Raw genomic sequence first — 13,031 nt, 5'->3', positions numbered from 1 at the left:
CAATGTCGCGAAGATAGTCCTGCGCCACTCCGGCGTGCCCCACTGGAAGCCACCATGACCCTCTCCCCCACCCGCCCTGTCGCTCTGGTCACCGGCGGCTCCCGTGGCATCGGCGCCGCCATTTCCCGCCGGCTCGCCGCCGATGGCCACGCTGTCGCCATCAACTATGCAGGGCGCCGCGACGACGCCGAAGCGCTGGCGGCCGAACTCAACGCAGCCGGTGCGCAGGCCATCGCGCTGCAGGCCGATGTCGCCGATCCGCAGGCAGTGCGGCAGCTGTTCGATGCCATCGAAGACCGCTTCGGCGGCATCGACGTGGTGGTCAACAGCGCGGGCGTACTGCAGCTGGCGCCGCTGGCCGACACAGACGACGCCCTGTTCGATCGGGTGATCGGCATCAACCTCAAGGGCGCCTTCAATGTGCTGCGCGAAAGTGCACGACGGGTGCGCGACGGCGGGCGCATCGTCACGCTGTCCACCAGCGTGGTCGGCATCCGGCTGGAGAACTACAGCGTGTACGCCGCCAGCAAGGCGGCGGTGGAGACCATGGGCGCGATCCTCAGCAAGGAGCTTCGCGGGCGCAACATCACCGTGAATGCAGTGGCCCCCGGCCCGACCGCCACCGACTTGTTCCTGGAGGGAAAATCGCCGGAACTGATCGAGCGGCTGGCGAGGATGAACCCGCTGGAGCGGCTGGGTACGCCGGAAGACATCGCCGGCGCGGTGGGGTTCCTGGCTGGCACGGATGGCGGGTGGATCAATGGCCAGGTGCTGCGCGCCAACGGCGGGATGGTCTAGGTCGCGCGGACGGCATCCACGCATGGCGTGGATCTGCTTGGGAACCCGTGGCGGTTGATCGAATCCACGCAGGACGCAAAGCCGGTGTAGAGCCGAGCCTGCGCTCGGCTGCTCTTCGCGCGAAGGCCAGAAGCAGCCGAGCGTGGGGTCGGCGCTACAGGCAGGTCAGGCGCCATGGGCCTCGCGACGCTGGTGTACCCAGTAGTACAGCGTAGGCAGCACCAGCAGGGTCAGCAGCATCGCCGACAGCAGGCCGCCGATCACCACCACCGCCAGCGGCTTCTGGGTCTCGGCACCGATCGCATGCGAGGTGGCCATCGGCAGCAGGCCGAACATCGCCAGTAGTGCGGTCATCAGCACCGTGCGCAGGCGCTGCAGCGAACCTTGCACCACCGCCTGCAGCAGGTCCATGCCCTGCTCGCGCAGCTGGGCGAAGCGACTGAGCATCACCACGCCGTTCAGAACTGCTTGCCCGAACAACGCGATGAAACCGATCGCCGCCGACACTGACAGCGGGATGCCAGTGAGCCATAGGGCGAGGATGCCGCCGATCATCGCCAGTGGCACGTTGGCCAGGATCAGCGCAGCGCTGCTGATGTCCTTGAAGGCATCGAACAGCAGCACGAAGATGATCAGCACCGACAGCGGAATCACCCAGCCCAGCCGCTTCATCGCACGCTGCTGGTTCTCGAACTCGCCGGACCACTCCAGCCGGTAGCCGTCCGGCAGCTGCACGCTGGCGTCCACGCGCTTGCGCATGTCGGCCACCACGCTGCCCATGTCGCGGCCGGCGATGAAGATGCTCACCGCCTTCACCCGCCGTGCGTTCTCACGCGAGATGTTGATCGCGCCACTGGCCATGCGGAAATCGGCGACGTCGGACAGCGTCACGGTGTGGCCATCGCCAATGCCCACCGGGACCGTGCGCAACCGTTGCAGGTCACGGTCGGCGTCGTCCAGGCGCAGCGTGATCGGGAACCTACGGTCACCTTCCCACAGTTCACCAACCTGGCGCCCGCCCAGTGCGGTCTCGATCACCTCGTCGATGTCGCGCACATTCAGTCCATAGCGTGCCGCACGATCGCGGTCGATCTCGATCTGCAGCTGCGGCAATGAGCCGTCACGATCAATGAAGCACTCTCTACGCCCTCCACGCCACGCACCTGCCCCAGGATCGCCTGCGCCTGCTGGTTGAGCACGTCCAGATCCGAGCCGCTGACCTTGATCACCACCTGGCCCTTGATCTGCGAGATGCTCTCCAGGATGTTGTCGCGCACCGGCTGCGAGATCGAGAACTCCGGTCCCGGAATGCGCTGCTCCAGCGTGCGCTGCAGATCGCTCACCAGCTGGCGCTTGTCCACGCCCTTCGGCCATTCCTTCTCAGGCTTCAACGCCACCAGCGCCTCGATCTGGTTGGCGCCCTTGGCATCGGAGCCGTCTTCCGGGCGTCCCAGCTTGGCCACCACCGTTGATACCTGCGGGAACGTGCCGACCAGCTCACGGATGCGCCGCGACTGCTGCTGCGCCTCGGCTAGGCTGGTGCTCGGGTCGAGCGTGGCGGTCAGCCAGATCGAGCCTTCGTCCAGCTCGGGCAGGAACTCCGATCCCAGCCGCGTGCCCAGTGCCAGCGTACCGACCAGCAGCACAACCGCAGTCAGCACCACCGCGCGCGGACGGGCAAGTGCGCGTTCCAGGATCGGCTTGTACCAGCCGGTCAGGTGGTCCATCAGCGGATTGCCATCGCGCATGCGGTCGCGGCGCAGCCACCAGTAGCAGAACAGTGGCACCACGGTCAGTGCGAGGATCAACGCACCGATCAACGCCGAGGTCACCGAGTACGCCATCGGTGCGAACATGCGGCCTTCCTGGCGCTGCAGGGTGAAGATCGGGATGTGTGCGGCGATGATGATCAGCATCGAGAAGAACGTCGGGCGCCCCACTTCGGAGGCTGCCGAGAGTACGGTAGAGAAGCGCGTCTTCCTGTCAGCGTTCGGCGGCAGCTTCGACAGTCGCGAGACGATGTGTTCGGTGACGATCACCGCGCCATCGATGATGATGCCGAAGTCCATCGCACCCAGCGACAGCAGGTTGGCCGGCACGCCCCACAGATGCAGGCCGAGGAAGGTCGACAGCAGGGCCAGCGGCATCATCGCCGCCACGATCAGCGCGGCCCGGGCGTTGTACAGGAACAGCCACAGCACCAGGAACACCAGCACTGCGCCTTCCAGCAGGTTGCGGAAGACCGTCTTCAGCGTAGTCGTGACCAGCCACGAGCGGTCGTAGAACGGCTCGATGCTGACCCCGGCCGGCAGCTGGTTGGCTTCGATCTCGGTGATGCGCGCATGCAGGGCGTCGAGCACGTCGGACGGGTTCTCGCCCTTGCGCATCAGCACCATGCCGAACACCGCATCGTCATTGTCATCCTGGCCGACCAGGCCCTGCCGCGGCAGGCCGGTATCGGCGATACCGGCAAGGTCGCGCACCAGGATTGGCGTGCCACCGCGCTGCGCCACCACCACGTTGCCAATGTCGGCCGGCGAACGCATCAGGCCCACACCACGGATCAGGAACTGCTGCTGGCCGCGTTCCACATAGCCGCCGCCCGCGTTCGAACTCCCCTTCTCCAGCGCCTCGGCGAACTCACCCAGGCTGATGCCGCGGTCACGCAGCTTGTCCAAATCCGGTTTGACCTGGAAGGTGCGCGCAAAGCCACCGAAGCTGATCACATCGGCCACTCCAGGAACGGTGCGCAGGCTACGCTCCATCGTCCATTCCTGCACGGTGCGCAGCTGGGTCGGGGTCAGGTGCGGGCCTTTCAGCACATAGCGGTAGATCTCGCCCACCGCCGAGCTCATCGCCTCCAGCTCCGGGGTCACCCCTTCCGGCAGCTCCACGCCCTGCAGGCGCTCCAGCACCTGCTGGCGTGCGAAGTAGTCATCGGCCTTGTCGTCGAAGGTCAGGATGATCATCGACAGGCCGAACTGCGTATGCGAGAACACCCGCACCGAATGCGGAATGCCGGACAGCGCCACTTCCAGCGGCATCGTCACCTCACGCTCCACCTCTTCGGCGGCACGGCCCGGGTGCAGCGACACCACCGTCACCTGGGTGTCGGACACATCCGGGAAGGCTTCCACCGGCAGCACGCGGAACGCGGCGATGCCAGCGCCGATGAACAGCAGCAGCGCCAGCATCACCATCAGCGGCTGGCGCAGGCAATAGGCAATCAGGCGATCGATCATGGGGCGGCGCGCCCCGTGCCGGTGCTGACGGCTGCCGGCGCGCTGTCCATCAGCTGTTGCAGCAGCAGGCCACCCTCGACGACCACTCTGCTGCCCGGCGCCAGGCCTTTACGCACCCACAGGCGGCCGTCACCCAGCTCCTCGGCGTGCACCGCGTGGCGCACGAAGCGGCCCTTGCCTTCCTCCACGAACACCACCTGCTTTCCGTCGATCAGCAACACCGCGGCGTCGGGCAGCGAGACACCGCCCTCGGACGGCAACGCCACCTGGGCGCGCACGTACTGCCCGGCCTTGAAGCCACGTGCGCGGTTGTCCAGCTCGGCACGCGCCTGCACCACCCGGCGTTCGCTGTCGATGAAGTCATCCACGTGCTGCAGGGTCGCCTGCAGCGGCTGTCCATCGGCGCCGGGCACGCTCACCTGCATGCCGGCCTTCAACCGCCCTGCCAGGCTTTCAGGAACATCCAGCAGCAGCCACAGGCGGTCCGGATCGCCGATCACTGCCAATGGCTGCTCGCTGTCGGGACTGACCGACATGCCCGGGTTCATCCGCCGCTCCACCAGCACGCCATCAATGGGCGCGCGCAGCGGCAAGCGCTGGTCCACGCGCTGGCCATTGCCGTAGGCCCTGGCGAAGGCAGTCGCACGTGCATGATCAGCCTGGCTGCCAGCGAGGTTCGCTTCGGCTTCATCCAGTTCACGGCCCGACGCCACTCCCGCGGCGTGCAGCTCGCGGGTGCGCTCCAGCTCCTTGCGTGCCTGCTGCAGTTCGGCACGGCCACGCGCGCCCTCTGCCTGGGCCTGGCCGAACTCCGGCGAGGTGATCCAGGCGATGACCTGCCCTGCCTTCACTCTCTGCCCCGGCTGCGCCTCGATGCGCGCCACCTGACCCGGCAACGGCGTGCGCAGTGCACTGGAGCGTGTCTCGTCCCAGGCCACCCGGCCCGGCAGCTGCAGGCTGGCGCTGGCGCCGGCGGTCACCGCCTCGCTGCGCAGCACGTCCAGCTGGGGGCTGCCGGCTGGAAACTGGATCTGGCCGGCACTGACCTGCGGCGCGTCCTCGGTATACGACGCCGGTTCGCGGCCGCAGCCGCCCAGCAGGGCCAGCGCCAGCAGGGCCGGCAGCACGGCATGTCGCGCACGCAGGCGACGGGCGACGGTGGACTTCATCGGGACTCTCCTTCAACAACGGATGTGGCCGCTTCCCAGCGCGCCAGGGCAATGGCGTGGTCGGCACGCGCTTCGATCAACGCGGCCTCGAATTCGCGCCAACTGCGGCGCGCATCCAGCAGATCGGTCAGGCTGGCGGCACCACGGCGGTAGGCCAGTTCGATGCCCTGTACCGCCTTGCGCGCGGCGTCGGACTGCAGTCCTTCGTAGTCGCTGCGGCGCTGCGCGGCGGATTGCGCGCCGGCCTGCAGCTGGTCCAGCTCGGCGCGCGCTTCGCGCTGCAGCACCTGCAGTTCCAGCGCCGCACTATCACGGTCGGCCTCGGCACGCTGCATCGCGCCGCGTGCACGCGATGGGCCACCGAGTGGAATGGTCAACGACATGCCCCAGGTCACACCGCTGATGTCGGTCGGCTCGCGTTCGGCTTCCACACCCAGCTGGACATCGCGATGGCGCTCGCTGCGCGCCAGTGCTACACCGGCATCGGCCGCGGCCAGGCGCGAACGCGCTGCGCGCAGATCGGCACGCTGCTGCGGATCGAACGCGCGCGTTGCGGCAACGCCTGCGAGGTCCGGCCAGGGGTCATCGGCGCTGAGGTCACCGCTGTCGTCACGCCCGAGCAGAAGGCCCAGCGCGTGCCGCGCATCGCGCAGATCCAGGGCCGCCTCGCGCGCCGCGTCGGCCACCGCCAGGTCGTCCACCGCCAGCCGCGCGCGGTCGACCGGCGCCATCGCCCCGGTGGCAACCTGCTTGTCGGCTGCCGCCATCTGTTCGGCCGAACTCTGGCGGTTGGCCTCGGCAATCTGCACCCGCTCCTGCGCGCGCTTCAGGCCGAAGTAGGCCTCATGCAGCGCCACCTGCTGGCGACGCCGCGCATCGAGCATCTCCAGCCCGGCCACCTCCAGCAGCGCATCGGCCTGGCGGATACGCAACGCGCGCTTGCCACCGCGTTCCCAGGTCCAGCCCAGGCCCACGGTGCTGTCCATCCGCTTGTCCTGCCAGCGGCCCGGGCCGACGCCGTGCCTGGGGCTGAGCTTGCTGGTGCCGATCGACAGCTCGGTCGCTGGACGCAGCGCCGCCGTCTGCGCGTCGCCCTGCACGCCACGCAGCGCCAGTGCCGCCACACGCAGGTCCGGGTTGTGTGCTTCCATGGCGCGCTGCGCCTCCTGCAGGGACAGTGCCGACGCCGCAGGTGCGCACAGGAGGGCGGCCAACACAGCCGCAAGGCAAGGGAAGAAATTCATGCGCGTCACGGTAAGGTGACGCACTTGCGCCAATCTTGCCCCAACCTTGCACGAAGCTTGCAATGCGAATCCTGCTGATCGAAGACGACGCCGCCCTGGCCGATGGACTGATCCGTGCCCTGCAGGGCGCGGGTCATCTGTGCGACCACCTCTCGCGCGGGCTGCATGCACCCGCTGCACTGGCCAGCGCGCCATATGACGTGATGGTGCTCGACCTTTCATTGCCCGACGTCGATGGCCTCGACCTGCTCTCGCGCCTGCGCAACGACGGTGTGATCCTGCCGGTGCTGATCCTGACGGCGCGCGACGGCGTGGAGGACCGCATCCTCGGCCTCGACCGGGGTGGCGACGACTATCTCGCCAAACCGTTCGCACTGGGCGAGCTGGAAGCGCGCCTGCGTGCGCTGTCGCGCCGCCGCAGTGACGCACCGGCGCAGAAGCGATTGGGCCGCCTGTGCTTCGACAGCATCCGCTATGAGGCGCAGGTGGACGGCCAGCGCATCGAACTGACCGCCCGCGAGCTGTCGCTGGTCGAGGCACTGATGCAGCATCCCGGCCGCACCGTGACCAAGCAGCGCCTGTTCGACGCTTTGTACAGCTGGGACCACGACGCCAACCTGTCGGTGATCGAAGTGCATGTCAGTCGCCTGCGCCGCAAGCTGGAACAGGCGCGTGCCGGCGTCGGCATCCGCATGCTGCGTGGCCTGGGTTATCGCCTGGAGGCCAGCGGTGACTGAGCGCGTGCACAGCCTGCGGAGCCTGCTGCTGCGCCGCCTGTGGCTGCCACTGCTGGTGCTGCTGATGTGTAGCGCGGTGGGTTCCTTCGCGCTGGCGCGCTTCTATGCCGGCCAGGTCTATGACCGCTGGCTGCTGGACTCGGCGATGTCCCTGTCCGAGCTGGTGACGGTGCAGGAGGGTCATGCCTCGATCGAGATCACGCCCGCGGTGTCACGTATGTTCAGCTGGGACACCGCCGACGAAGTGCATGGCGAAGTGGTCGATGCTGCGGGTGGACGCTTGTATGGCGACCTGGCCGAAGCGCTGCCGCGCCCGGCCACCGCCGCATCAAGCGACGACGCGGTTTATTACGATGCGCGCCTACGCGGGCAGCCGGTGCGCATGGTCGAAGTCCTCGTCAGTGCCGGACCGGGCCACGATATCCGGCTGCGCGTAGCCGAGACGCTGCGCAAGCGCCACCGGCTGGAGCGCAAGCTGTTGCTGACCAGCATCCCGTTCCAGGCTGCGATCCTCACGCTGGCCGCGTGGCTGGCCTGGTCCGGGACCGGCGCGGCCGCACGCCATGCCAACCAGGTGGCGCGGCGCTTGGCCAGCCCCCGCCCGGACCCACTGGCGCCCCTGGAACCCGCGCAGGAGGCGCCACGCGAGCTGTGGCCGGCGGTGGAGGCCTACAACGCGCTGTTGCAACGACTGGACGCCATGCAGGCCGCGCAACGGCGTTTCGTCAGCAATGCCGCGCACCAGCTGCGCACGCCGCTGGCGGCAATGCAGGTGGAGCTGGAGAGCTCACTCCGCCACCAGGATCCGCAGGCCCAGCAGCTGGCGTTGTCCGGCACGCTGGCCGGGCTGGCACGGCTGCAGCACCTGGTCAACCAGCTGCTGATGCTCAGCCGCTCGGAAGATCCACAGGGCAGCGCACTGCCGCTGCAGCCTCTGGATCTGGCCGCGCTGGCGCGTGGCGTGGTCGAGCGATATGCCGACCGCGCATTGGTGGCGGGCGTGGACCTGGGTTACGACGGACCCGACGACGGCGTGCAGCTACAGGGCGATGCGCAGTTGCTGCGCGAGGCGCTGGGCAACCTGCTGGACAACGCGCTGCGCTACGGCGCCACGCCCGGAGTCATCACCCTCGGCGTTCGGCAGGGAACCTACGGCGTGCAGGTATGGGTGGACGATGACGGCGCCGGCATCGCCGAAGCCGAACGCGCGCGCGTCACAGAACGCTTCTACCGGGCCAGCAGCGAGGGCGACGGCTGCGGGCTGGGGCTGGCGATCGTGGCCGAGATCGCGCAACGGCATGGTGCGATGTTGAAGATCGGTACCGCCCCCATCGGCGGCGCGCGGGTCAGCCTGCGGTTCTCCTGACGACTACCGAACACCCCCTGTAGAGCCGAGCCCACGCTCGGCTGCCATTGGCGGCATGCCTTGGTAGGCGCGAACCTTGATTGGCGCCGTTGATCTCCCGAGTGCCAACCAAGGTTGGCACGCACCAAAGCGGGGTTGCTCGACAGGCATGCCCTGGTAGCGGTCAACCTTGGTGGGTGCCCTTGACCTCCCGCGTGCCAACCGAGGTTGGCACCTACCAAGTGCAGGGCAATGACGGCGGCAATGCCGCGCCGCCCATCGTCACTGGCTCATCGAATACGGCGCCTGCGCGCCCTGCCCCGGCCAGTCCTTGTTCGGCTCGGCCTGCATGCTGAAGCGCAGTTCGCCACCGGCCAGGATCTCGTCGTGGCGCAGGAAGGTACGCTGCAGCGGCTTGCCGTTCAACGTCACGCTGCCCACATACGTGTGCGCGTCATCCAGCCCTTCGGCCACGATGGTGAACGTCTTGCCGTTCGGCAGACGCATCGCGGTCCTGGGCAGGAACGGACGGCCCAGGATGTACTCGCCCGAGCCCGGTGCCACCGGGTAGAAGCCCAGCGCGGTGAACACATACCAGGCCGACATCTGGCCGACGTCATCGTTGCCGGCCAGGCCATCGGGACGGTCGGCATACTGGGTATCCATGATCTGCTTCAGCCGCGCCTGGGTGCGCCACGGCTGGCCCGCGTACGAATACAGGTAGGCCACGTGGTGGCTCGGCTCGTTGCCATGCGCATACCAGCCGATCAGGCCGGTGATGTCTTCCATGTGCTCGAAGATCGATGGATCCACCTTGGCGTTGAACACCTCGTCCAGGCGCGCGAGCAGCTTGTCGCTGCCCCCGTGCGCGGCGGCCAGGCCGGCGACGTCCTGCGGCACGTACCACGAGTACTGCCAGGCGTTGCCTTCGGTGTAGTCGGTGCCGTAGCCGCTGGCGCTCGGGTCGAACGGCGTGCGGAAGCTGCCATCGCGCTTGCGTGCGCGCATGAAGCCGGTGTCCTTGTCGAAGGCATTGCGCCAGTTGCCTGCGCGCTTGTCGAAGGTCGCCGCGATATCGGCCTTGCCCATGGCCTGCGCCATGCGTGCGATGGTCCAGTCATCAAAGGCGTACTCCAGCGTCTTGCTGGCCGCTTCGCCTTCCTCGTCGATCGGCACATAGCCCAGCTCACGGTACTGCGCGATGCCGTCGTAAGGGCCGTAATTGGCGGTCTCGACCATTGCCTTCAGCGCCTTGTCGGCGTCGAAGCCACGAATGCCCTTCACGTAGGCATCGGCGATCACCGGCACGGCGTGGTAGCCGATCATGCACCAGTCCTCCAGGCCGTGGAACGACCACACCGGCAGCATGCCGTAGGGGCTGTGCTCGTGGTGGGCCAGCATGGAGTTGATGAAGTCGCTGTTGCGCTTTCCCGGCTGCACCAAGGTCAGCAGCGGGTGCAGCGCGCGGTAGGTGTCCCACAGCGAGAACGTCGAATAGTGCGTGAAGCCATCGGCCTTGTGCACGGCATTGCCCGCGCCGCGGTACTGGCCATCGGCATCCATGAACAGCGTCGGCCCCAGCATCGTGTGGTACAGCGCGGTATAGGCACTGCGCCGCGCATGTTCCGGCGCGTCAATGTCCAGCACGGACAGTGCCTGCGTCCACTCCTGCTTCGCCTGTGCACGCACGCGGTCGAAATCGAAGTCGGCCACTTCCGCGTCGAGGTTGGCGATGGCACCGGCTTCACTGACCGGCGAGATCGCCACCTTCACCACCAGCGGTGCATCGAGCTTGCCGAAAGCGAACGTACCAACCAGCTGACGACCCTCGATCTGGGCGCGCTGTGCCGGGTCCTTTTCGCCCGGCGGCGGAAAGCCCTTGTAGACGATGTCCTGCTCGGTGTTGTGCAGCTCATGCCCGGCCAGCGGGCGCGAGAAACGCATCGCGAAATACAGCTGGCGGCCCGGCGCCCAGCCGCGCGTCTCGCGGAAGCCGGTCACCGTACCGTCGGCGCGCACCCGTACCCGCGACCACAGCACCTTGCCCGGGTAGTCGTACATGCTGGTACGCATGTCCAGCAGCACCTTGGCGTCGGTGCCCCTGGGGAAGGCGTAGCGATGCACGCCCACGCGCGCACTGGTGGTCAGCTCGGCACGCACCTTGTAGTCATCGAGGGTGACTGCGTAGTAGCCCGGCTCGGCCTTCTCGTCAGCGTGGCGGAACCGTGAGGCGTAACCGCTGCGCGGCTTCTCCGGATCGCCGCGCTCCAGCCCGGGATTGCCGGTGAAGGGCATCAGCAGGACGTCACCCAGGTCCGAATGACCGGTGCCGGAAAAATGCGTATGCGAGAAGCCGACGATGCTGCTGTCGTCATAGCGGTAGCCCGCCGCCCAGCCATAGGCCTTTTCACGCGGCTGGATACGCGTGTCCGGGCTGAGCTGGACCATGCCGAACGGCACTGTGGCCCCCGGGTAGGTATGGCCCTCGCCACCGGTGCCGATGAACGGGTCGACCGAGGCGTATGCCTTGTCGGCGGCGGTTCTGGCTGGGGCCGCACTGGCCAGGCCGGAAGCGAACATCGCCGTGGCGGCGACAGCGATCAGGAGACGACGGTCCAGCGTGGGCATCGGCATTTGGATCGATTCAGGTAGTGGTCCGATCCTAGCACCAGCCCTGCCCTGTCGCATGCTGCAGTGCGGCCGCCGGAACCGGCACGATGATTTGCACGTAATTGCATGGCCGGACGACGAATCGCCTCATAGCCTTCCGGTTTCCCGCTTCCAGATCGGTGCCAATACGGCAATGGATGTCCACACATGCACTTCTGAAAGACCGCGCCTTCGGAGCGGGACAAAGCGAGACGAACCATCAATTGGCGCGCAGCGCCTCGATCTGCCCAGGATGGCGCCGCAGCGGACATCCCGCTGCCGGGATTGGAACCCCCGAAAAGAAGGACAGAGATAGCTCGTCGTAACTGCGGCGGGCGCTGCGTGTGGCCGTCAGGCCCTCCGGTTTTCTCTGTTCCTTCCGGGAGTTCCAAGCACGCATCGCCCGCCACCCTTGCGGTGGCCCTCGCACCCAAGGAGTTTCCGCATGAAACACACGCGTCCGCTCAGCCCGGCCATGGAATCGCTGTTCCAGCGTATCGAACATGCCCTCAACAGTGCCGAAGGCATGGCCATCCTCATCGGCGAGCAGTACGGCCCCGAGCCGAAGCCACCCGCACCGATGGACTACAACGCCAAAGAGATCGCCAACGCGATGGTCATGCTGAGCCAGCATGGTCGGTCGTTGCTGCAGAAGCTGTGTGCGGAAGCGGAAAAGGTGACCTATCACTAGACCGCGATGCAGCCGAACCTGCTCGGCGCCGTGCGCACCGCACGCAGCGATTGCTGCCCTCAGCCCGGCAATGCGCCCTGCAAGGTGGCGAGGTCTGCGCTGTCGATCGGCCTCACCACCCGCGCCACCTCCTGGCCGTCATGCAACAGCACCACGGTGGGCCACAGTTTTACCTTGAATGCACGCCCCAGTGGCTTTCCCTTGCCATCCTCGATCTTCCAGTGCACCAGATCGTAGGCGTCCACAAACGCCTGGAGTGCGGGCTGCGCGGCCTGGCAGTGACCACACCAGGGTGCACCGAACTCGAGCAGCAGCCAGCCCGCCTGCGCGTCCACGTCCGCGCCAGCGGGCTCCGCCGCCGGGTAGTCACGCATGAACGGCATGCCGGTTACGCCGCCAACGCTTTCTGGATATCCGCCAGCGGGGCGTTTGTCAGGTCCTTGGCAATGTCGCCCAGCAGGCGGGCCTGGACCTCCTTGTGCAGCAGCGGGCGGATACGGCCCAGCGTGGTGGGGTCTGCCACCAGCACCAGGTGTGCAAAGCGGTTGTTGAGCGCATCTTCGTTCAACTGCTCCGCCACCTGCTTGGCGAACGTCGCCTCGTTGAGCTGCGAAATGGACATGTCTTTCGGCACCGCGCCGGCCGGCCCCTGCCCGGAGACACCCTGCTCGCTGATGTCCTGCAGGCGCAGTTCGCCTTCCTGCTTCAACGCCAGTTGATGTTCGTTGCCGACGTTGGTGAACACGCGGGCCGAACCACCATCGGCGACGATGATCAGCGTACCTTCTGGAATGCGAGGGGTCATGCGGTGCTCCTTCTCGATTGCGTTCAGCGCTACCGTAGACAGCGTTGCGTGAGCGCTGCGGCCAGAGTTCGTTCAACGCATGTCATTGCACGCTGCGCGGATGAACAGGCGTGATGGAACACAGCGTGCAGATCAGCCCGCTTCTCTGCATGCTCACGCCGATGCCGTTATGATGAACGGATGATCGACACGACCCACTACGTGACGGGCGCACCTGTTACGTGGGAAGCACTGCCGACCGGCGCTTCGCTTGCCACGATGGCTCCCGCCCTGCCCTTCCACCGCCTCGCGCTGGATCCTGGCGGATGACGCCCGCAGGCCCTCGGCCTGCACTCCCCACGCTGCTGTGAC

The 13,031-nt window shown here is 67.2% G+C and carries 9 protein-coding genes and 1 pseudogene; 4 read left to right on the top strand and 6 right to left on the bottom strand.

Going from position 1 to position 13,031, the window contains the following annotated elements:
* Positions 1-54 precede the first annotated feature (54 nt).
* Entirely contained in the window at positions 55-798 is a 744-nt protein-coding gene (locus AC10QF_RS04780) for an SDR family oxidoreductase (protein ID WP_494541845.1), read from the top strand.
* A 165-nt stretch (positions 799-963) separates the two neighbouring features.
* Here AC10QF_RS04780 and AC10QF_RS04775 read toward each other — a convergent pair.
* The 3 genes and pseudogenes from AC10QF_RS04775 to AC10QF_RS04765 form a co-directional block, all read right to left on the bottom strand.
* Positions 964-4,040: pseudogene (locus AC10QF_RS04775) on the bottom strand (efflux RND transporter permease subunit).
* Positions 4,037-5,209 (bottom strand): efflux RND transporter periplasmic adaptor subunit, encoded by a 1,173-nt coding sequence (locus tag AC10QF_RS04770; RefSeq protein WP_494541844.1) that lies wholly within the window; start codon positions 5,207-5,209, stop codon positions 4,037-4,039. The pseudogene AC10QF_RS04775 and the gene AC10QF_RS04770 overlap by 4 nt, the downstream one beginning before the upstream one ends.
* Positions 5,206-6,453, bottom strand: coding sequence for a TolC family protein (locus AC10QF_RS04765; RefSeq protein ID WP_494541843.1), 1,248 nt, complete (start codon positions 6,451-6,453; stop codon positions 5,206-5,208). Before AC10QF_RS04765 ends, AC10QF_RS04770 begins: the two co-directional genes overlap by 4 nt.
* 62 nt (positions 6,454-6,515) lie before the next feature.
* On the opposite strand from AC10QF_RS04765, the gene AC10QF_RS04760 reads away from it, so the two are divergent.
* Positions 6,516-7,190: a response regulator gene (locus tag AC10QF_RS04760; protein ID WP_494541842.1), complete on the top strand. Its 675-nt coding sequence runs from the start codon at positions 6,516-6,518 to the stop codon at positions 7,188-7,190.
* On the top strand, positions 7,183-8,556 hold the full coding sequence (locus AC10QF_RS04755) for a sensor histidine kinase (RefSeq protein ID WP_494541841.1): 1,374 nt from the start codon (positions 7,183-7,185) through the stop codon (positions 8,554-8,556). The genes AC10QF_RS04760 and AC10QF_RS04755 overlap by 8 nt, the downstream gene beginning before the upstream one ends.
* A gap of 261 nt (positions 8,557-8,817) precedes the next feature.
* Here the strand turns inward: AC10QF_RS04755 and AC10QF_RS04750 are convergent, their stop codons facing one another.
* On the bottom strand, positions 8,818-11,169 hold the full coding sequence (locus tag AC10QF_RS04750) for a GH92 family glycosyl hydrolase (protein WP_494541840.1): 2,352 nt from the start codon (positions 11,167-11,169) through the stop codon (positions 8,818-8,820).
* Between the two features lie 460 nt (positions 11,170-11,629).
* On the opposite strand from AC10QF_RS04750, the gene AC10QF_RS04745 reads away from it, so the two are divergent.
* Complete coding sequence (locus AC10QF_RS04745) at positions 11,630-11,875, top strand: hypothetical protein (RefSeq protein WP_494541839.1); 246 nt, start codon at positions 11,630-11,632, stop codon at positions 11,873-11,875.
* A gap of 59 nt (positions 11,876-11,934) precedes the next feature.
* Here the strand turns inward: AC10QF_RS04745 and AC10QF_RS04740 are convergent, their stop codons facing one another.
* The gene (locus tag AC10QF_RS04740) at positions 11,935-12,258 is read right to left on the bottom strand and encodes a thioredoxin family protein (RefSeq protein ID WP_329846721.1); all 324 of its coding nucleotides are present in this window, start codon (positions 12,256-12,258) and stop codon (positions 11,935-11,937) included.
* 5 nt (positions 12,259-12,263) lie between these two features.
* Positions 12,264-12,680, bottom strand: coding sequence for a host attachment family protein (locus AC10QF_RS04735; protein ID WP_005416741.1), 417 nt, complete (start codon positions 12,678-12,680; stop codon positions 12,264-12,266).
* Between the last annotated feature and the right edge of the window lie 351 nt (positions 12,681-13,031).

It is taken from the genome of Stenotrophomonas maltophilia complex sp. Om-AH-Sm3 (genome assembly GCF_059337855.1).
This window is presented reverse-complemented; position numbering and strand designations above follow the sequence as displayed.

Excerpts from the sequence above, each read along its gene's own strand:
- AC10QF_RS04780 (WP_494541845.1), top strand. The coding sequence starts at position 55 with ATGACCCTCTCCCCCACCCGCCCTGTCGCTCTGGTCACCGGCGGCTCC.
- AC10QF_RS04770 (WP_494541844.1), bottom strand. The coding sequence starts at position 5,209 with ATGAAGTCCACCGTCGCCCGTCGCCTGCGTGCGCGACATGCCGTGCTG.
- AC10QF_RS04765 (WP_494541843.1), bottom strand. The coding sequence starts at position 6,453 with ATGAATTTCTTCCCTTGCCTTGCGGCTGTGTTGGCCGCCCTCCTGTGC.
- AC10QF_RS04760 (WP_494541842.1), top strand. The coding sequence starts at position 6,516 with ATGCGAATCCTGCTGATCGAAGACGACGCCGCCCTGGCCGATGGACTG.
- AC10QF_RS04750 (WP_494541840.1), bottom strand. The coding sequence starts at position 11,169 with ATGCCGATGCCCACGCTGGACCGTCGTCTCCTGATCGCTGTCGCCGCC.
- AC10QF_RS04745 (WP_494541839.1), top strand. The coding sequence starts at position 11,630 with ATGAAACACACGCGTCCGCTCAGCCCGGCCATGGAATCGCTGTTCCAG.
- AC10QF_RS04740 (WP_329846721.1), bottom strand. The coding sequence starts at position 12,258 with ATGCCGTTCATGCGTGACTACCCGGCGGCGGAGCCCGCTGGCGCGGAC.
- AC10QF_RS04735 (WP_005416741.1), bottom strand. The coding sequence starts at position 12,680 with ATGACCCCTCGCATTCCAGAAGGTACGCTGATCATCGTCGCCGATGGT.